The organism is Chryseobacterium sp. 22532 (assembly GCF_052044665.1).
Classification (GTDB): domain Bacteria; phylum Bacteroidota; class Bacteroidia; order Flavobacteriales; family Weeksellaceae; genus Chryseobacterium; species Chryseobacterium lathyri.
Genome location: NZ_JBQENJ010000006.1, coordinates 350,688 through 370,017 on the forward strand (window position 1 = coordinate 350,688; position 19,330 = coordinate 370,017).

The 19,330-nt window shown below is 37.4% G+C and carries 19 protein-coding genes and 1 riboswitch; of the genes, 10 read left to right on the top strand and 9 right to left on the bottom strand.

The window, feature by feature from the left end; genetic code table 11:
- The first annotated feature begins 6 nt into the window (after positions 1-6).
- From ACTJIV_RS17865 to ACTJIV_RS17895, 7 genes are all read left to right on the top strand, one after another.
- Positions 7-903, top strand: a complete 897-nt coding sequence (locus tag ACTJIV_RS17865; RefSeq protein ID WP_407934757.1) for a BatD family protein — start codon at positions 7-9, stop codon at positions 901-903.
- Positions 896-1,885 carry a VWA domain-containing protein gene (locus ACTJIV_RS17870; RefSeq protein ID WP_440629027.1) on the top strand — a complete coding sequence of 330 codons (990 nt, stop codon included), beginning with the start codon at positions 896-898 and terminating at the stop codon, positions 1,883-1,885. Before ACTJIV_RS17865 ends, ACTJIV_RS17870 begins: the two co-directional genes overlap by 8 nt.
- The gene (locus ACTJIV_RS17875; RefSeq protein WP_440629028.1) at positions 1,885-2,892 is read left to right on the top strand and encodes a vWA domain-containing protein; all 1,008 of its coding nucleotides are present in this window, start codon (positions 1,885-1,887) and stop codon (positions 2,890-2,892) included. Before ACTJIV_RS17870 ends, ACTJIV_RS17875 begins: the two co-directional genes overlap by 1 nt.
- A gap of 101 nt (positions 2,893-2,993) precedes the next feature.
- Entirely contained in the window at positions 2,994-3,743 is a 750-nt protein-coding gene (locus ACTJIV_RS17880; RefSeq protein ID WP_111960732.1) for a tetratricopeptide repeat protein, read from the top strand.
- Positions 3,743-5,482 (top strand): BatD family protein, encoded by a 1,740-nt coding sequence (locus tag ACTJIV_RS17885; protein ID WP_440629029.1) that lies wholly within the window; start codon positions 3,743-3,745, stop codon positions 5,480-5,482. Before ACTJIV_RS17880 ends, ACTJIV_RS17885 begins: the two co-directional genes overlap by 1 nt.
- Positions 5,483-5,526: 44 nt before the next feature.
- Positions 5,527-6,129 carry a MarC family protein gene (locus ACTJIV_RS17890; RefSeq protein ID WP_111960736.1) on the top strand — a complete coding sequence of 201 codons (603 nt, stop codon included), beginning with the start codon at positions 5,527-5,529 and terminating at the stop codon, positions 6,127-6,129.
- Between the two features lie 5 nt (positions 6,130-6,134).
- Positions 6,135-6,329, top strand: a complete 195-nt coding sequence (locus tag ACTJIV_RS17895) for a hypothetical protein (protein WP_111960738.1) — start codon at positions 6,135-6,137, stop codon at positions 6,327-6,329.
- Between the two features lie 187 nt (positions 6,330-6,516).
- Here ACTJIV_RS17895 and ACTJIV_RS17900 read toward each other — a convergent pair whose 3' ends face one another.
- The 6 genes from ACTJIV_RS17900 to ACTJIV_RS17925 all read right to left on the bottom strand — a co-directional run bounded on the left by ACTJIV_RS17900 (position 6,517) and on the right by ACTJIV_RS17925 (position 12,728).
- Positions 6,517-7,482: a chorismate-binding protein gene (locus ACTJIV_RS17900; RefSeq protein ID WP_440629030.1), complete on the bottom strand. Its 966-nt coding sequence runs from the start codon at positions 7,480-7,482 to the stop codon at positions 6,517-6,519.
- Positions 7,483-7,679: 197 nt separating this feature from the next.
- A complete protein-coding gene (locus ACTJIV_RS17905) occupies positions 7,680-8,111 on the bottom strand; it encodes a PaaI family thioesterase (protein ID WP_111960742.1) in 432 nt (143 codons plus the stop codon).
- A 94-nt stretch (positions 8,112-8,205) separates the two neighbouring features.
- On the bottom strand, positions 8,206-8,808 hold the full coding sequence (locus tag ACTJIV_RS17910; RefSeq protein WP_111960744.1) for a 1-acyl-sn-glycerol-3-phosphate acyltransferase: 603 nt from the start codon (positions 8,806-8,808) through the stop codon (positions 8,206-8,208).
- A gap of 310 nt (positions 8,809-9,118) precedes the next feature.
- Positions 9,119-10,837: a PspC domain-containing protein gene (locus ACTJIV_RS17915; RefSeq protein WP_111960746.1), complete on the bottom strand. Its 1,719-nt coding sequence runs from the start codon at positions 10,835-10,837 to the stop codon at positions 9,119-9,121.
- A gap of 11 nt (positions 10,838-10,848) precedes the next feature.
- On the bottom strand, positions 10,849-11,178 hold the full coding sequence (locus ACTJIV_RS17920; protein WP_111960748.1) for a PadR family transcriptional regulator: 330 nt from the start codon (positions 11,176-11,178) through the stop codon (positions 10,849-10,851).
- A gap of 215 nt (positions 11,179-11,393) precedes the next feature.
- Positions 11,394-12,728 (bottom strand): cytochrome P450, encoded by a 1,335-nt coding sequence (locus tag ACTJIV_RS17925; RefSeq protein WP_440629031.1) that lies wholly within the window; start codon positions 12,726-12,728, stop codon positions 11,394-11,396.
- Positions 12,729-12,840: 112 nt separating this feature from the next.
- On the opposite strand from ACTJIV_RS17925, the gene ACTJIV_RS17930 reads away from it, so the two are divergent.
- Both ACTJIV_RS17930 and ACTJIV_RS17935 read left to right on the top strand, forming a co-directional pair.
- Entirely contained in the window at positions 12,841-13,518 is a 678-nt protein-coding gene (locus ACTJIV_RS17930) for an XAC2610-related protein (RefSeq protein WP_440629032.1), read from the top strand.
- Between the two features lie 10 nt (positions 13,519-13,528).
- The gene (locus ACTJIV_RS17935; RefSeq protein WP_440629033.1) at positions 13,529-14,119 is read left to right on the top strand and encodes an HD domain-containing protein; all 591 of its coding nucleotides are present in this window, start codon (positions 13,529-13,531) and stop codon (positions 14,117-14,119) included.
- A gap of 152 nt (positions 14,120-14,271) precedes the next feature.
- Here the strand turns inward: ACTJIV_RS17935 and ACTJIV_RS17940 are convergent, their stop codons facing one another.
- Both ACTJIV_RS17940 and ACTJIV_RS17945 read right to left on the bottom strand, forming a co-directional pair.
- Positions 14,272-14,655 carry an acyl-CoA thioesterase gene (locus tag ACTJIV_RS17940; RefSeq protein WP_111960756.1) on the bottom strand — a complete coding sequence of 128 codons (384 nt, stop codon included), beginning with the start codon at positions 14,653-14,655 and terminating at the stop codon, positions 14,272-14,274.
- Positions 14,656-14,772: 117 nt separating this feature from the next.
- Positions 14,773-14,951, bottom strand: a riboswitch (cobalamin riboswitch).
- A 52-nt stretch (positions 14,952-15,003) separates the two neighbouring features.
- On the bottom strand, positions 15,004-15,801 hold the full coding sequence (locus tag ACTJIV_RS17945; protein WP_111960758.1) for a hypothetical protein: 798 nt from the start codon (positions 15,799-15,801) through the stop codon (positions 15,004-15,006).
- A gap of 232 nt (positions 15,802-16,033) precedes the next feature.
- On the opposite strand from ACTJIV_RS17945, the gene ACTJIV_RS17950 reads away from it, so the two are divergent.
- The gene (locus tag ACTJIV_RS17950) at positions 16,034-17,104 is read left to right on the top strand and encodes a GEVED domain-containing protein (protein ID WP_440629034.1); all 1,071 of its coding nucleotides are present in this window, start codon (positions 16,034-16,036) and stop codon (positions 17,102-17,104) included.
- Between the two features lie 66 nt (positions 17,105-17,170).
- Here ACTJIV_RS17950 and ACTJIV_RS17955 read toward each other — a convergent pair whose 3' ends face one another.
- Positions 17,171-19,318 (bottom strand): endonuclease MutS2, encoded by a 2,148-nt coding sequence (locus tag ACTJIV_RS17955; protein ID WP_111960762.1) that lies wholly within the window; start codon positions 19,316-19,318, stop codon positions 17,171-17,173.
- Positions 19,319-19,330: the final 12 nt, after the last annotated feature.

Sequence of the window (19,330 nt, forward strand, 5' to 3'; positions counted from 1 at the left end):
TTGAAATTGAAAAAAATATTATTCATACTTTCTTTTTTAATCTGTGGAAATGCTTTTTCGCAGATATTATCTTCCAATTTGGAAAAGAAAACCCTTGCCTTAGGTGAGGTTAACCATCTGGTTATTAAAATAGACAATGTTCATGAGCTGCAGGTAATTTCCGCTCCTAAAAATGAACTCTTGCCTTTCCATTTTGAAGAAATTAAAGACAGTATCGGACAAAACCAGAATTCCTACGAAAGAAAAATTGAATTTTCAGTGTATGAAGAAGGAAAATTTACTATTCCTGAGCTGGAATTTAATGTAGGAGGTAAAGTTCTAAAAACCATTCCTTATGAGATTGATGTGGTGAATACAGCCCAAAAGGCAGACCAGATCAATGATATCATGAACAATAAGGAAGTAAAGCTTGAAGCAAAAGATTACTGGGAGCTCTATAAATTTTATATTCTCGCTGCTTTAGCCGGGATTGCTCTGATTATTGCCATTATCATGTTTATTAAATGGGGCAGAAAATCTAAAAGTTCACCGGCTGTTGCCACTAACCAGACTTTAAAGGAACTGGACTCCCTAAAAAAGAAAAAATACATTGAAGGAGGTGATTTCCGTTCATTCTATGTTGAACTGATAGACATATCCAGAAAATTTATTGCCAAACAATATCATCTTCCGGCGGATGTTCTTCTTACAGATGATCTTATTGACGTCATGAAGAAAAACAATACCATTTCACAGGAAAATGAAAGAATAGTGGAAGATGTATTTTTAAGAGGAGATCTGGTGAAATTTGCCAAGACTTTCCCTGATCAGACTACTATGGAAAAAGATTTTGCAGATATCCGCGATTTTGTGAAGAGATCATCGAAAGATTTAGAATTTGAAAACTTAAGAAAGGATGCCTGATTTTGAATTTTACAGTCCGTGGTTCCTGCTGCTTTTTCTGCTGTTTATTCCCCTTTTTATTAAAGATACGGGAGGGAAAAAGAAAGGGATAAAAGTCCCTACTGTCCAAAATATGGAAGGCAGCGGGGGAATCCGTGCTGTGCTTGTTCTGCTTAAGTTTTCGAAATATATTATCCTTTCTGCATTGATTATTGCGATGGCCAGACCGAGAACTTTTACAGTTTCTCAGGACAGAGACGATACCAAAGGTGTAGATATTATGCTTTCCATAGACGTTTCTCTGAGTATGCTAGCCAAAGACCTTACACCGGACCGTATTACTGCATTAAAAGATATTGCCGTAAAATTTGTCCAGAAGCGTCCGAATGACAGGATAGGAGTAGTAGCTTATGCTGCAGAAGCTTTTACCAAAGTACCGGTAACTTCTGATCATCAGGTGGTTATTGATGAAATTAAAAACCTTAATTCTGCAGGTCTTGAACCGGGAACAGCTATCGGAGAAGGACTTTCTGTAGCGGTAAATCATCTTATCAAAAGCAAAGCTAAAAGTAAGGTGGTTATTCTTATGACAGACGGAGTAAGCAATATTCAGAATGCAATTCCTCCACAGCTTGCTGCAGAACTTGCCAAAAATAATAATATAAAAGTATATGCCATTGGGATAGGAACCAACGGTTTTGCGCTGATGCCTACCTCACAGGATATTTTCGGAGACCTGATCTTTACAGAAACAGAAGTTACGATTGATGAAAACACCTTGAGAGAAGTAGCACAGACGACGGGAGGAAGATATTTCAGAGCCACTTCCAACAGCAGCCTGGAAGAAGTATACGATGAGATCAACCAATTGGAGAAGACTGATATCAAGGTTGCCAAGCTGTATAACTATGATGAATATTTTAAAATTTTCCTTTGGATCGCATTGGGAATGCTGTTTTTTGATGCACTGCTGCGATGGGTATTATATAAATTTTTAAGCTGATGAATTGGTCGTTAGGAAATTACTGGTATTTACTTTTGCTGTTGCTGCTGCCGCTGCTGTCTTTCTTTCTGATCCGTTTTTTAAGATGGAAGAAGAAGAAGAGAGAGACCTTTGCAGACAGCCGCTTTCATGACAGCCTGTTCGAAAAAAGATCCGGGTTTACAAAATTCTTTCCGGCTTTATATCTTTTGGGAACGCTTTTTCTAATATTTTCGATCATAGATTTGCTGAACGGTTCCGAAGAAGTAAAAACCAATCAACGGCTTAATAATGTGATATTTATGCTGGATGTCTCCAATTCTATGAATGCGGAAGATATTGATCCCAGCCGTCTTACAGAGGCGAAAAACCTGATGCTGAGTACCATGCAGAAGATGAAGAATGATAAGATAGGTATTGTGATCTTTGCGGGTGAAGCAGTCTCTATTATGCCACTTACCACTGATTATGGAACCGCAGAAACCTACATAAGTGCAGTAGAAACAAATTCTATGAAGATCCAGGGAACTGATTTCCTGAAAGGAATGCAGGCTGCAGCAGAAAAGTTTAAAAATGTAAGCAAAGGTTCAAGAAAAGTCATTCTGTTAAGTGACGGAGAAGATAATGAAGGCAATGATAATGCTGCGATAAGACTGGCCAATAAAGAAGGGATCTCCATAACATCGGTAGGAATAGGAACGGATGAAGGGGCGCCGGTTCCGGAATATGTCTTCGGACAGCTGATGGGCTATAAGACCGATATGGATGGCGGAACAGTGATCTCCAAGAGACAGACACAGGCCCTTAAAAAGATGGCAGAATCTACAGGAGGAGATTATGTGGACGGAAATAACATCAATGAAGCTCCCGATAAGATCATTGATGCCGTGAGTAAAAAATCCTCATCTGCGCAGACTTTGGTAAAGTCCCAGAATGCCAATCACTATTATCAATACTTTTTAATAATTTCTATTTTCTTTTTCTTTTTAATTTATATCTTGAATCCGAAAAAAGATTTCAATATTTAATTTTTACACTTTGTTTATCAAGATTTTAAATAAGTACTTTAACCGAACTTTAACAAATAGAAGTCTGTTTATTAACATATAAAGGAATAATTTTGCAAGTAATGAATACTAAAATCATTTTTTTATCGTTTCTTATTGCTTTTTCATTCTCAAACATACTGTTTGGGCAGGAAAACTATAGAACTTTAGTTTATGAAGGTAATCAGAAATTCAACGGTAAAGACTATGATGGTGCTTCTTCCAAGTATATGGAGGCTGTAAAAGAAAATGAAAAAGACTTTACAGCTCATTACAATCTGGGCAATGCATTGTATAAAAGCAAAAAGTATGAGGAGGCTAAAGCAGAATTTGACAAAGCACAGAAGCTTTCGCAGACGCTGCCGGATAAAACGGCCGCTCTTCATAATCTGGGCAATACCTACATGCAGATGAACCAACCGGAAAAAGCGGCAGACTATTATAAGCAGGCTCTGAAGCAGAATCCTTATAATGAAGCAACCAGAAAGAATTATGAAATTGCCAAGCTGAAAGAAAAAGAAAAACAGCAGAAGCAGAAAAACGAACAGAACAATTCAGGAAAAGGCGGAGGAGGAAATGATCAGAATAAAAATGATGATCAGAAAGGTGACCAAAAAGATCAAAAGCAGGATCAGGGTAATGGCCAGCAGAACGAAGGGGAAAGCGAGCAGGGAAATACCCCTAAGCAGAACCAGGATAATGAAGGAAAAATGCCTAAGAATCTTGAAAATGCTATATTAGATAAAGTCAACGAAAAAGAAAAAGAAACCGCCAGAAGAATCTTAAACAAGAATTCTTATTCGATGCCTCAGAGCAACGAAAAAGATTGGTGATGCAACAGAAACTGATTTACATATTATTCCTTTTAGCATCCGTAATTTCTTACGGACAGGTGAACTTGTTCATGGAATCTGATAAAGCGGAATACAATGGGAAAGATGTTGTAAATCTTACGATTGTTCTTGAGCTTAATGGGGTGGATCTTGAGCCTCAAACTCGTTTTCAGCTGCCTGACCTTTCGAAATTCAATATTATAGGAAGCGGATCAATGACCAATACATTAATTGATCCTGCCACCAATACGCTTGTTACTCAAAAAATATCCAGAATTGCTCTTGAACCTAAAAAGAAAGGTAAAATCAAGATTGGTTCCGTACTCGTAACAGTTAATAATAAGATCTATAAAACAGAACCTTTTGATATCAATATAAAAGATATTATTGAAAGAAGGTCTCTTGCCGGTAATACCTCCAGCGAAGTCTATCTGAATATGGAGATAGAAGACCGTGAAGTTTACCAAGACCAGCCCACAGTAGCCGTATTGAAGGTTTACTCTAAAAACGTGGACAATTTGAGAAAGGTGAAAGATGTTCGTCTTCCACGTCAGAATAACCTTAATGTACATCCTATAAGCTTCATCAAGTCCGAGATAGATCCTTCAGGTACCGGAAATATGGCTTCCCAGGTTGTGGCAGTATTTATGGTTTTTCCTAATGAATCAGGGTATGTAGATGTGCCGGCGGTGTCGGCATCGGTAAGCTCTTATTCGAATAAAAATAAAATTGTTTCCAATAAAGTAAAACTTAATGTAAAAAAGCTTCCGGAGGGATCACCTGAATATTTTAAAAATGCAGTGGGTAACTTCAACGTGAATGTATATAATGCATCAAAGGAAAAAATAGAGGTCGACAAACCAATCAACGTTATTGTAAAGGTTTCAGGAGAAGGAAATCTTCCGGATATGCATCTTCCCAAAATCATAGCATCTCCGGATTATGAAGTCTTTACGCCTAAAATCACATCCAAAGTGGCTCCCGGAACTACAGGAATGAAAGGAGAGATTCTGGCTAATTATGTTATTATTCCTAAAAAAGCAGGTGCCATTTCGGTACAGACCGAGCAGTTCGCATTTTTTAATCCGGCCAGTCACGAATATGTGGACCTTGGAAACAAAACGCTTGCCCTGAACGCATTTTCCCATGACCAGATCCTGGAATCACGTACCACAGTTGAAAAGGTAAACGAATATACCAACACGCTTTTGGAAACGGTAGATACCCCTGTTCTGAAAACAACAACATTTAAAGTAAAGGAAAAGACTAAATTCCACTGGAACATTCTTTTAACCAATATTTCTATTCTTATCGGGTTATTTGTTATGTACCTGTTATTTAAGACATGGCAAAAAAAACGAACGTTAGTTAAAGAAACAGCATCTCCGAAACCTCTTGGTTCTGTGGCTGAAACAGAAAAACAGATCAGAGAAACGCTGAAAACGGATATTAACGATTATTTCAGTTATCTTGAGAATCTTAAGGATACCGGAGATTATGAAAAGTTTTTTGACACTATGGAGGAAATGGATATGGAGGTCAGAAAGCAGTATTTTCAGAGTTCTTCACAGGATTTCAGGGTATTCCTGGAAAGGCATAAAGGACTTTCTGTTGCTGAAGAATACAGAAATTTGCTGCAAAGAATTCAAATGGAGAAATACTCCCCTCTGAAATCACCAGAAGGTATGGAAGAGCTTCTAAAAGCAGTTGTTAATTTGTATTCACGAATTAGCAAATAATCAATCTTTTTTCATATTTTTGCGAAATTATTAATTACAAAGAGATGGAAATATTTAATGATTTCTCTATTAAAGAGATCGTTACCTGCTTTATGGTTCTTTTTGCCGTAATCGATATTATTGGCTCTGTTCCTATTGTCGTAAGCCTTCAGCAGAAGTTTGGTCAGATAGAAGCTGGAAAAGCATCCATTACTGCCGGTGCAATTATGATTGTTTTTCTTTTTGTAGGAAACAAAATTCTTAAGCTGATTGGGGTAGATGTGAATTCCTTTGCCATTGCAGGAGCTTTTGTGATTTTTATCATAGCCCTTGAAATGATTTTAGGTATTGAGATCAACAAGACCACCGAAGCAAAGGCTGCATCCATTGTTCCCATTGCGTTTCCGTTGGTTGCAGGAGCAGGAACACTAACAACCACCTTATCTCTCAGAGCTGAATTTCATGATATTAATATTATTTTGGGAATCATTCTCAATACAATTTTCGTATATTTGGTGCTGAAATCAGCGAAATGGCTGGAAAACAAAATGGGAGAAGCTACCCTGTCTATTCTTCAGAAGGTTTTCGGGATCATCCTTTTAGCTATTTCAATAAAATTATTTACCGCAAACTTTGCCCAATTGGTGCTGAACTATATTAATTTTTAAGAATCATGCAGAAGTTTTATAAAGTATTTCTAGTTGTGTTTATCGTTTTTATTGCCATCAATCTTTATGCATTGGACTGGCAGACGGATCTTTTATCAGAAGATAACCTGAAGTTTGTATTTTCAATTGCTTCAGCAGTTCTAGGTCTGATTTTGCTTTTTGTACTGGATACATGGAGTAGGATTGGAGCTAAGAAATAATTCAGAATTACATTATTCTATATAATAAAACCTCTTTCGCTGGAAGGAGGTTTTTTGTTTTGTTTCGAGAGAGGTACTTCGAGGTCTTCAGCTACCTACAATACTCTTCTTTATTTTAAATCCATTATAGAAAATTTGGGTCTGTTACTGGTGACTGATGTTCCAGAAGTCCACTATTATCTGTATTTTAAGAAACCACCAGGTTCTTTAAAATGGCCTCCGATTTCAGTTCTGTTTCCCGCCATTCTGTTTCCGGACTGCTCTGAGCCGTGATGCCGCCGCCTACAAATACGTGTACAGAATCTTTGTAAAGTCTTGCACATCGCAGGTTGACAAAATACATGATACTCTCCTCTGTTTCCACTTTAATGAAGCCGGAATACAGCTCGCGGGGAAATTTTTCAAGCTCCTGAATACTTTTTTTACAGAAATCCTTTGGAATTCCGCAGACTGCCGGAGTAGGATGGAGCTCATTGATGAGACTGTCCAGATCTTCAGGCTTAATATGAGCTTTAAAATCTGTCCTTAGGTGTTTTATATTTCCCGAAATATGGTCGTAGGTCTCTGATATCTCAATATTGCCGGAATAGTTTTTAAGGGTATCCTGAATATAGGAAGTTACAGGTTTTTGCTCTTCAATTTCTTTTTCTGTCCATTCTTCGGATACAGGAAGAGTTCCCGCCAGGCTCATGGTTTCAAACTCATGGGTTGTTTTGTTAAATTTCCCCAGAGTCTCTGAAAAAGCCCCCATCCAGGCATGCTGCCCATTATTGAAGATATATCTGAATGCGTTTGGGTAGGATGTGCATAGTTTTTTAAAACTTTCTTTGAAATCTATCCCGTTAAAGTTTTTGAAGATCTTCCTTCTTGAATACACCAGTTTTGGAAGCTGATGATCTTTAATAACGCTAATGACCTGATGAAGTTTGCTAATATACTCCTCCTTGGTTTCTGCATTGAAAAAGCTTTCGTCTTTCAACAGGGTTTCATTGGTGATGTCGGACTGATCAAACTGTTCGGAAGCATGAGTAATATTGCCTTCAAAACTGATCTGCCTCAACAGGTCAAAGGAATGAAAACTCACAGATTCATCGTTTTGTTTCTGATCAGTTGAATATAATGTTTCGTTGAAAGGAAGTTTGAAATAAATCATGAGTTATGAATAGGTTTTGAAAATCACCACCCGGAAATACAGTAGGAAATTCCCAAGTTGATTTTCCTTTCAGCAAAGGTATTATTAGTCTTAAAACTGTCAAAATTAAAAGAGCTGTTTTTATGAAATATTTGTCATAAACGCATTAAAAAAGACCCAAATTTTTTGAGTCTTTTATTTTTTGTTGATATTTTGAATTATCTCAGAAGAATATTGTTCGTCATCGTAGTATGATTGATCAGTACACCTTTTTCATCTCTGATCTCAATTTCAGAAACATGCATGGTTTTTCCCTTTCTGATGAAACGTGCTGTAGCTGTTACGACTCCATCTTTTTTACTTTTTAGGTGGTTGGAATTGATATTGGTTCCCACCCCGTAATATTTGCTGCCGTCGATAAACATATTGGACAGGCTTGAACCCAAGGTTTCAGCAAGTACGCAGCTTGCCCCTCCGTGCAGAATTCCGAAAGGTTGGTGTACCTTTGGCTGTACCGGCATTGTGGCAGTTAAAGTTTCATTTTCAACGTCAATATCGATGAACTGTATTTCAAGTGTTTTTGCTAATGTTATATTTTCTCCCCAGTTGTTTAAGAACGTAAGGAGCTCTTCTTTAGTCTGACCTTTCATTGTATAAGTGATGAATGATGATTGATAAATAATAAATAATGATTAAGAGAGTAAAGAGTAATTTCGTTAACTTCTAACTTCTAACTTCTAACTTCTAACTTCTAACTTCTTCTTCGTTGCCAGCTCCCATAATATTCGGGTTCCAGTTCGCAGGGATTTTAGGAACAATATCATATTTTACATAGTAATCCTGAATTTCTTCCATGATCTCGGAAAAAGGAACTGAAGCGATCCTTTCATAAGGTATGGTATAGCCTAAATACACGATATTTCTTTTGAAATCACCCGCTGCCAGAACAATCGGTACTTTTGCGGCCAATGCCATATGATAAAAACCTTTTCTCCACTTCGGAACCCAGCTTCTGGTTCCTTCAGGAGTAATAACAAGGCTGAAATCTTCTTTTTCGAACTGTCTGGCAACAAAATTCACCAGATCATTTTTCTGGCTTCTGTCGATACCAATACCGCCAAGCCCTTTTACAAGACTTCCGTACCATGCTTTGGTGTGGGCATCTTTGATGATGATTTTTAAAGGTTTTTCTAAAGACCAATAGGCAAGATTTCCTAACAGATATTCCATGTTGTGGGTATGGGGTGCTACCACAAGGATACATCGGTTCAGACTATTCACATCGCCCTGCAGAACGACTTTCCAGCCCAGCATCTTTAACATCAGTTTACCTATCAGTTTTTTCATATATCTTTAGATTAAAAACAAAAAAGTATAACCAAACTGGTTATACTTTACAAATATATTGAAATATTATCGCTCTTAAAACAAACCGCTGATTAAATCTACGATTTTCATAACAATTTCTAGTGCAACTTGTACCATGGTTAAGGTGTTTTTTAATGATTTGGTTAATTATTTTTAACTATACGAATGTATAACATTTTTTTAACATAGCGAACTAAATAATAATATTTTTTCTGATTTCTGAGAGAAGAAGAGTGTGAATTTCAAACGGTTGCCTTCCATTCACACCTTCTGCACTCTCTGAAGTTAATTATTTAGTTTGTATGGAAATTTCGTCTTTCCCGTCTTTGATTTTGATGTCCACGTTTTTGTTCATCTTTTTGATGCTGGACTTCATAGAATCAATTACCTGGTCTGCCTGGTTATTCGGAACTTTTTTCCCGTTGATGATAATGCTGTCTTTATCATTAGAGTTATATTCTATGGTAGAACCATTTACAGAAATCTTATTCTTTTCAATTCTGATATTACCGTTTTCGTCCTGATCCTGGTCGTCATCATTGATGCCGTCTCCGTTCAGATCTCCGTCAAAATCCATTTTATCTTTTTTCAATGGAATTACTACTGCATTTTGAGGAACTACCAGCTCATAATCTACTCTGTAATGTCTGAATCTGTGCTCATACGGATATTTGATGTAGTTAGGAAGCATTACCTTGTTACCCACTATTTCTACAGGAACATTAATCTGAACCGGAACATTATAGCCATTTCCTTCTTTTTTGATGATCAGGTAAGGTGTTTTTACCTCAGGCTTTCTTGTTACTTCTACATATACATAATCTTCTTTGTAAACTGTTTTTTTATCAGAATAAATATCATCGTCATAGGCTGTGAAGTTCTGAGGAATATTCACCTGTTTCAAATCTACATAAAGCGTATCCGATGTAGTATTGATGGCAATATTCTCGGTATCTTCCTTACTTCCTTTATAGATCAGGTTTTTCTTAGCCATGCTTACTCCGAAATAAGTTCCAAGACCTATCAGTAAAAGAAACAGTCCTCCGATTACCCATCCGATATTTCTAAGTTTAGTCTTCGGTGAGAATATCTTGATGCTTAACAAACTGAAAAGGATAGTAGGAATTAAACATCCGATGATCATGATAGCGACCAATACTTTATCCAGACCGTTGTCATCCATATAGAATCTCATCTCATTAGCCCCTGGGAAATCTGCATCCATACCAAATAATCCAAAGATTACAAATATACCGATGATGCTTCCAATAGCCATCAATACAAAGATTGCTCCTACAAAGTATTTCAGAATATTCCAGATACCGCTGCCTGCATTGTCAATATAAGGCTTGGATTCGTTGTACATTTCCCCGACTCTCTGAGTAGATTCATTGGCAAACTGAACCAATTTATTAGACTCATTCTTAAGATTGTCGAAGTTCATAGGCTTTCCCTTCATTTTCAGGAAATCTGCTGCTGTTTCTGCTTTTGGAAGTACGATCCAGAGAATTACATAAAGAAGACCAATCAGTGAAGAAGAGATAGCTGCCGTGAAGATCCCCAGTACAAAGATTCCAAGCCAGATGGCTCTCATTGCTGTAATGTCCATTCCTACATAGTGAGCAAGTCCAGCACATACCCCAGCGATCTTTTGTCTTTCAGGATCACGGAACAACTGTTTTTTGTCTGTATATTCCGTTCCTGACTGAGTTGTTTTTTTAGTATTTTTCTCAGAAAAATAAGCCTCTTCCTGCTCTTCAATTTTTTCCGGAGTTCCGATCTGAGCAATTACTTTTTCTACATCAGAATCATTTACAACTTCACGTTTTCCTAAAGAATCTCTGAAGATTTCTACCATTCTTATTTCTATATCATGCATTACCTCCTCCTCTTCTGAAGCATCCAGTGAGCTTCTCAGTGCATTCAGGTAATCGCTGAGCTTTATATATGCGTGTTCTTCTATAGTGAAAGAAAAACCTGCGAGTCCTATTGAGAGTGTCTTGTTCATAGCTTTGTTTTTTAAATTTTTTGAGTAATTTGGTTTACTGATGTTGTCAGCTCTGCCCAGGTATTTTGAAGTTCGTCCAAGAAAAGCTTGCCTTTTTCTGTAATCTGGTAGTATTTTCTTGGTGGTCCTCCTGTAGATTCTTCCCATCTGTAGGAAAGGAACTCGCCATTTTTCAGTCTTGTAAGGAGAGGATAGAGGGTTCCTTCCACTACATCCAGTTTTCCTTTTTTAAGTTCATCGATAAGGTCGGAAACATACATTTCACGATGGTTGATGAGACTTAAAATACAGAATTCCAGAATTCCTTTGCGCATTTGCGCTTTGGTATTTTCAGTATTCATCTTTAATAAGTTTTGTTAATTAGTTATAGTTTCAGAATAATGTTCCTAGCTAGATGAACCTATTCCGATTTTACATTACAAAGATATGTAATTAAAATGGTAATATGCAATACAAAGTAGTGAAAAAATTTAAATAAATTATGTAACTAATTGAAAATCAAATAAATTATTTTTATTGATGATTTGTAGATATGAGAATTTTAAAGAAAACCAGATCAACTTTTACTAATTTTTCCTTTTAAGCTGGTAGGTCTTAAAGTAACAAGAGCTTTTTTCTTCAATGCTTTCTGATAGGATATAAAACTGAATTTTTTGTAGAATTTACGGATGATAAGAGCCATTTCCATAATGGCAAAGTGTTCACCAATACAAAGCCTGGGCCCGGAACCAAAAGGGTAGTAAGCGAAATTTTTGGCATTTTCATCATCAAAACGCTCCGGAATGAAAGAGTTCGGGTCTGTCCAATATTTAGGGTTTCTGTGAAGACCGGTGATATATAGTATGATCAAAGTATCTTTCGGCCAGGAATATTCTTTAAAATGATCATTTTCCAAAGCCTGACGATCAATAGCCCAGGCTGGAGAATGCAGCCGCATAGCTTCTTTGATGATATTTGAAGTAAAAGATTTTTTCATTAAGCTTTCGGACGTAAAAACCATTTCCCCCTCGTCTGCAATCTCTTTTTTTAATTTTTCCTCAGTTTCAGGACTTTGACTGATTTCAAAAAAGATAAAGCTTAACGCATTAGCGGTTGTTTCGTGACCGGCGATGAAAAGGATAAGCATTTCATCGACCAATTGCTCATCAGACATCGGAAGTTGCGTATCTTCATATCGTGTTTGGATAAGCATGTTCAGCAAATCATCTTTCTCTTCTCCTGAACTTTTCCGTTTATCCAAAACTCCTTGAATAATAGCTTTTGACCTTTCGCTTTTTTCAATAGTTTTGTCTATAATGCCCAAAACTTTTAAAATTTTAGAATAAAAAGGCAGGCGAACCTCTTTGGCGAAAACTTCCTGAACTTCTGTAATGATTTTACCCAGTTCTTTCACCTGGGTTTCACCAATATCAGAGCTGAAAAGAGTTTTTGCGACAATATTAAAAGCGAGCTTATGAAAGAAATCATAAAGATCTATATCCTGCCCAGGCTGGAATGAATGAAAAGCTTTATCAATTTCCTCTTCCATAATTGAAACCAGGTTGGTGATTTTCGTTTTGCTGAAACCAGGTTGAATCAGCCTTCTCTGTTTCAGCCAGTCTTTTCCGTTATTCGTGAGCAAACCGTTTCCCAGGTACTTTCCTAAAGTAATGGATTGGATCTCAGATTTGTAATAGTTTTTATGATTTTGCTTTAAAATATATTCTGTGAATTCTTTATCCTGAGAAAAAATAAAGTTCTTATTGGTGAAATTGGTTTTGATATAGTAGTTATCTCCTGCAATTTTGTGGTTTCCGGTAATAACCTCTAACGGATTTTTTATTCCTTTAAATAAAGAATACAGCTTTCTTGTTCCTTTAATTTCCGTTGGATAATTGAATTCTGGAGACATATTACAGATATTTCCATTAAAAATACAACTAATCTCTTATATAAAATAGCTTTCAGCCAAAACCCCTATTTTTGCATAGAATTTGTTGAAAACTAATGCATAAAAATCACCCATGATCAATACAACCACATTATACAGGTCGCTGGCATTGATACTGCTTGGACCTCTTTGTTTCGGGCAATATCGTTTTGCCATCGAAGATGCATCCAGGAAATATAACGCAGAGGTTACTGTTGAAGAATGTCAGGCTGATGCCTGTAGAAATAACGCTGCTATCATATTGTTCAGTAAAAGCGGAGAGAAGCTACAGACTCTTGCTTCCGGAGATTTTGTCATGTATTTTGAAAAAGAGGCGAAACCGTCAAGCACCAGTGTAACAACACTAACCCACGGAATGGTCCATGATGATCCTGTGGTTTTTGGAGATTTCAATTTTGACGGGACGGAAGATGTAGCCATAAGAAACGGCAGTGGCGGAAACTATGGCAGTGCTTCTTTTGATGTGTATGTATTTAATTCCACAAAGAAACAATTTGTTCTGAGTAAAGAACTTACTGAAATTGCCAGCTCCTATCAGGGAATGTTTGATGTAGATTCCAAACGGAAACGATTGACCACTTATGCCAGATCCGGCGCATCTCTACATTACACCTACGAATATCAGGTGATTCCCAACAAAGGATTGGATCTGGTTTACGAAAAAATCAGTGATTTCAGTGATGAAAAAACGAAAGTGACTGTTAGGGAAAAGATTAATAATAAATGGATCGTTAGAAAATCATCCAAATAATAAAAAAGAAATGAAAATACAAAAGGAGATCGATTTTATCCTGGCAGTGGATGCCCTGAAAAACGTACAGAGAAGAAATTACAATGCCGATGATTCCAGAAGGGAAAATACGGCCGAACACTCATGGCAGATCATTATTTTGGCGCAGATCCTTTATCCGTATGCTAAAAACCGTGCAGATATTGATCTTTTAAGGGTCATAAGAATGCTTTCCATTCATGATTTAGTGGAAATAGAAGCAGGAGATACTTTCCTTTTTGATGAACAGGCGATGGTAGGAAAATTCGAAAGGGAAAAGGTTTCAGCGCAGAAAATCTTTGGAATCCTTGATGAACCTTTGCGTACCGAGTTCTTTGAATTATGGCTTGAATTTGAGGAAGAAAAAACACCGGACGCTATTTTTGCCTGCGCCATTGACCGTATTATGCCGTTTATCTTAAATTCACACACTTCAGGAAGAAGCTGGACGGAAGCCGGTGTGACTGAAAAGCAGATCAGAAATATGCTGGAAAATGCTATTAGGAGGGCATCGGATGAGATGGGAGAGGCCTTTGAGACATTACTGATCAGAAGCTTGGATACTGACAAGGTTGTTCGGTAGATTTATCGCAAAAAAAAATTAAAATTAAAACTGCTGTTTTTTAAGATAAACAAGAGCGTTTCACTTATCAGAATAATACAATTTTACAAATACAATTTTTTTGTACCTTATAAAGGGTTTCGGGCGGCCAAAGGCCGCCCGAAACTTATTCTTTACATTATTCTTATCGGTTTTTTAAACTCATCAATCGCTACAAAAGTGAAATCACCCACGATGGCTCTTTCTCTTTCATACGAGTACATTTGCTCCGTATAGATTTCTACATTCACTTTCATGCTGGTTTTTCCGACATAGTCAACTTTTCCGATCAGCTCTACAATGGTTCCTGCAGGGATAGGCTTTTTAAAATCGATCTTATCGCTGCTTACAGTTACCACTCTTTTTCTTGCAAAACGCGTTGCAGTGATAAAAGCTACTTCATCCATCAGCTGCATGGCAGTACCTCCGAAAAGAGTGTCATAGTGATTGGTAGTGTTGGGAAAAACCGCTTTAAAAATTCTGGTCTCGGATGCTGCAATTCTTTCTTCTGTAGTCATATTTCATTATTAATTAATGCGAAATGAAATAATATCAAAATAACAGAACAGTGACAGGAATCATGGAGAATCCCTGAAGCAGTCCATCAGATCAATAAACTTCAAATCGCGAAAGTTTCTTGTTTAAAGAAATAGGCAGGTCTCCTGACTTGTAACATCTTTTATCTCCTTCCCGTGCCCTGCACAGTGGATCCTTGATAAAGACTTCAGTTACTTACAGTTGCGCGACAGTCCGTGATTTTCACACGGTTCCCTTTTAATCTGCGTTAAGCAGAACCAATTTCTGTGATGAATTAGCGTTAAACTTTTTCAGGGCAAAAATAAGAATATTACTGCGAAAAACGACAATTATTCCGGACTATTGTAAATAATCTGGCTCATTACCTTTCCTTCCTTGATGGTCCAAAGTGTGACATATCTGTTTTCACCCGAGCCATTGATCATATAAAGATAAATGTGATCATTGTCAAGAGCCGTTACTCCGACATTATTGAAATCCATGGTAGGCTGGAACATATTTTTAATAGCTTCCCTTACAAAAACAGAACCTCTTCCCGGCTGTTGTACTCTGATGGACTTAATCTCTGTCATCCCTTCCGGAAGCCCGTCTTTAATTCCCCATGGCTTTACTTTATCTATAGTAAGGATCTTTCCATCCGTATCTTTTTCCTGCTTTCTGTAACCGGCATTGGACGGATAAACGTCAATAACCACCTTGGTTCTTTGTGAAGTCGGTATTTTTGGATTGCTGTTGTCTGTGAAGATTAGTGATTTCCCGTTCTTGGATTTAGAAGGTGTAAACTGAGGAAGCTGGTCGATAAAGGCAATACGCCCTTTATTTACCATCCCTTCCTTCTCAAGATTCTCATATCTTACAAAAGGTTTTTCCTCATCCTGCTTTTCAGGATATTTAATCCATACCCATTCCGTTTCTCCGGGTGCAGGTTTTACATAAACAAATACATCCCCTTTACGCATCCGGATCTTGTCTACGATTTTTCTGTAGTCATCCTTATGGACGCGCACGTTGGCGTAGCCTTCTTCAGCTTTTACAACACCAAAAGGAACCTTATTCTGTCCCTTGACAAATGCCAAAGAAAAAAGGCTGAAAGCGGAGAGGTACAATGCTTTGTTTATGGAAATCATTTGATGAAAATTTTTGATCCCTCAAATATATAAATTAAATGTTTTTTTGATCAGTAAAATATAACAGTATTTGATTAAAATGATCAATATGTTCTAAAAAAGTTATTATCTGATCAGAAAATAATATTTTTTTTGTGTAAAACGTTTCAGATGGAGTATTTATTAATTAAAATTTAATAATATGTAAATAATTTAAACTATTTTTCAAACGAAAATCCATAAACAAATAAATATGATCAAAAAGCTACTTTTTATGCTTCTGCTTTTTTCAGGTGCAGTACAATTTCAGGCAGCCAGTAGAATAGACAATATGTGCGCAGAATCTGCCTTTACTGTTCCGATGAATTTAGCAGCTTCCAATATTAGTTTTACTTCTGCACATATCACCTGGGATCCTATACCCGGAGCTACAGGCTATACCGTGAAATGGAGGGCCTCAACATCTGCGGTATGGCTCTCGATGAATATTCCTGCCGGGGCCACTTCTGCTGATCTGGATAATCTCACACCCTGTCTGGGACATATGGTTCAGGTGATTGATAATGCGTCCGGAGATATATCCTTTCCGTTAACCTTCTATACCCATCTTAATTACTGCAGATCCACTTCTACTAATTTGGGAGCATTGTATTTATCGAACGTTACGATAACTCCTTCCGGGGGACTTCCGGCAATGGTAAGTGCTTCATCGATGTCAAACCATACGGATTTTCGTATGGACTTACCCCGCCGCATACAACTTGGGGTGGGTAGTGTAAATAATGTTTTATCGGTAACACCCAGTTGGGCAGCAGTACCGGGGACATCTTATGTAAAAGCGTGGATAGATTTTAATGCGAACGCCATTTTTGAAGCTTCGGAAATGATCGTTTCTACTATTGTAGATTCTACAAATCCTAAAGCTTTTATATTTAATGTTCCTTCTTTTGCCGGTATAACCCAGTGCGGAACAGCAATGAGGGTAATCATCAGCCAAACACAGCCTGCTGGTCCATGCGAAATATTTGCGTATGGTGAAGTGGAAGACTATGGAGTAACTTTTGTGAACATGAATCTTGCTGTAGATGAAACTGGGAAATCCAAAGAAATAAGTATCTATCCGAATCCTGCTTCAGACGTTTTATATATTTCAGGACTTTCCTCACAAGCTGAGTATGAAATTTTCTCAGTCTCAGGGCAGAAAGTGGGAGAGGGCAGAACCTTTGAGAATACAGTAGATATTCATTATCTCGCTAAAGGAATTTACTTTATTCAGCTTAAAAGTAAAGAAAATACAGCCCGGTTGAAATTTATCAGGAAATAAAGATAAAATAGCGCTGATTTTTCAGCGCTATTTTTTTATAAGTTTTAAGCTATAAATCCTAAATCATCAGATTCTTTCCAGCTCATCTGCATTAATTGTTGTTTTGAAAGTTCCGTAGTTGACGATCACTTTATTTTTGGAAATTTTCTCAATAGTTCCTACGCTGGTACTTCCCGGAATACGGACACGCTGTCCTTCTTTCATCCAGACGGCACGGTCGGTTTTACGTTTTTCTTCCAGCTTTTCATTGGTTTCAGCAATCTTTTCAATTACATCTTCCTTTTTAAGCTGTTGCGTGATCTTTCTTTTCACCACCTGAAGACGTTTCGATTCATCTTTATCAGCACCTATTTTTCTGAATTTTTCCTGTTCCAACAATTTCACAAAATCCTTGACAACGTCTTTTCTGGATTTTCCTTTTACATAGCTGTCGATAAACGTTTCAATCTTATTTCCAAACTGAAGCTTTCGGTGTTCTTCTTCATATAGTTTTTGAAAGTTGAAAAGCTTTTGCTGCAGCTGCTCGTTCAGCTTCTGAAGATTGTCGCGTTTGTCTTCCACAGATTCCTTTCTTTCCGCAAGATCGGTTTTCAGTTTTTCAACTTCAAATTTTTCCTGCTGAAGCTTTACAATCGTTTTATCAAGATTGACAATGTCATGTTCTACTTTCTTTTTGGCAGCATGAATAATAAACCTTGGGATCCTGTTCTTTTCGGCTACTTCAAAGGTAAACGAGCTTCCTGCCTGTCCCACTTCTAGCTTATACATCGGCTCAAGGGTTTCCTCATCAAAAAGCATTGCTGCATTTTCAGCATTTGGAAGCTGTTCTATCACCAGCTTGATATTTGTATAATGCGTAGTAATGATGGCAAAACTCTTTTTATCATAGAAATACTCCATGAAGCTTTCTGCAAGGGCACCGCCAAGTTCAGGATCAGATCCGGTTCCAAATTCATCAATAAGCAAAAGCGTATTGCCATCAGCTTCACGGATGATCCCTGCCATTTTTTTAAGCCTTGACGAATAAGTAGACAGATGATTCTCGATCGATTGGTTATCTCCGATATCGGTCATGATCTTTTCGAAGAAGAACATTTCAGACCTCGGATGTACCGGTACCAGAATTCCGCTCTGGATCATCAGCTGAAGCAACCCAACGGTTTTCAGTGTGATAGATTTTCCTCCAGCATTCGGTCCGGAAATACAGATAATTCTGTTATGGTCTGTCAATGACAGGCTTTGTGGGAAAATGGTTTTGTTCTCTACTTTATTTCTCAGCCATAACAGCGGATGGTATGCGTCTTTCAGCTTTAACGTCCTGTGACGGTTGATCTTCGGGAGGATTCCGTTAACAAGCTCAGCAAATTTTGCTTTTGCTCTTGTAAGGTCAAGATCAAAAATATAAATCTGGTATCTCCAAAGCTGAGGTTGGAATTCTGCCAGTTCCGCAGTCAGTTTTCTGAGTATCTTATCGATCTCTTTCTTCTCTTCCTCTTCACTTTCGCGCAGCTTAAAGTAATGTTTTACAACGCTGTCCGGCTGAATATATGTGATAGAGCCTGTTTTTGAAATTCCTAAAACTCTTCCTGCCACCCTTTTCTTAAACCCGGATTTTACTGCTAAAACCCTTTGATCTTCAATAATAGTTTCGCGGATATCATCCAGAAAGTCGCTTTGTCCATAATTGAACAGCGCACGGTTGAAATTCTCCTGAATGGCTTTTTTAGCCTGTTGAATTTCAGCTCTGAGCTCCTTTAGCACAGGAGAAGCATCACTTTTTACTTCCCCAAAACGGTTAAAGACCTTATCTATCTTATCAATAATCTCTTTTTTGAATTCCAGCTCAGAAACATCTCCTATCAGGTTAGGAAAGGTGTCGGGCATGGTCGGGAAAAACTTCTGAAGTTTTCCTATCTGTTCAGTTAAGGTTTTTATTTTAATGAAAGCACTGTTTTCCAGACGGTAATTCTCGATCAGCATTAATTTCAGCTCACTTTCGATATCTTCATATTCATCGAACGGAATTGCATTTGAACTCTCAAAACTCGAAAGGTACTCCGACGTTTTTTTCAGTGAAAGTTCCGCCTCGTCAATTTCCATGGGACGAAGTTGAAGAATTTTTTCTCTCGTTTTCGGAGAATACGCAAATGGAGAGATTTCCGCGAGCAATTGCGGAAACTCTAATTCGTTTAAATCTTCTTTATTTATATACACATTGCAAATTTA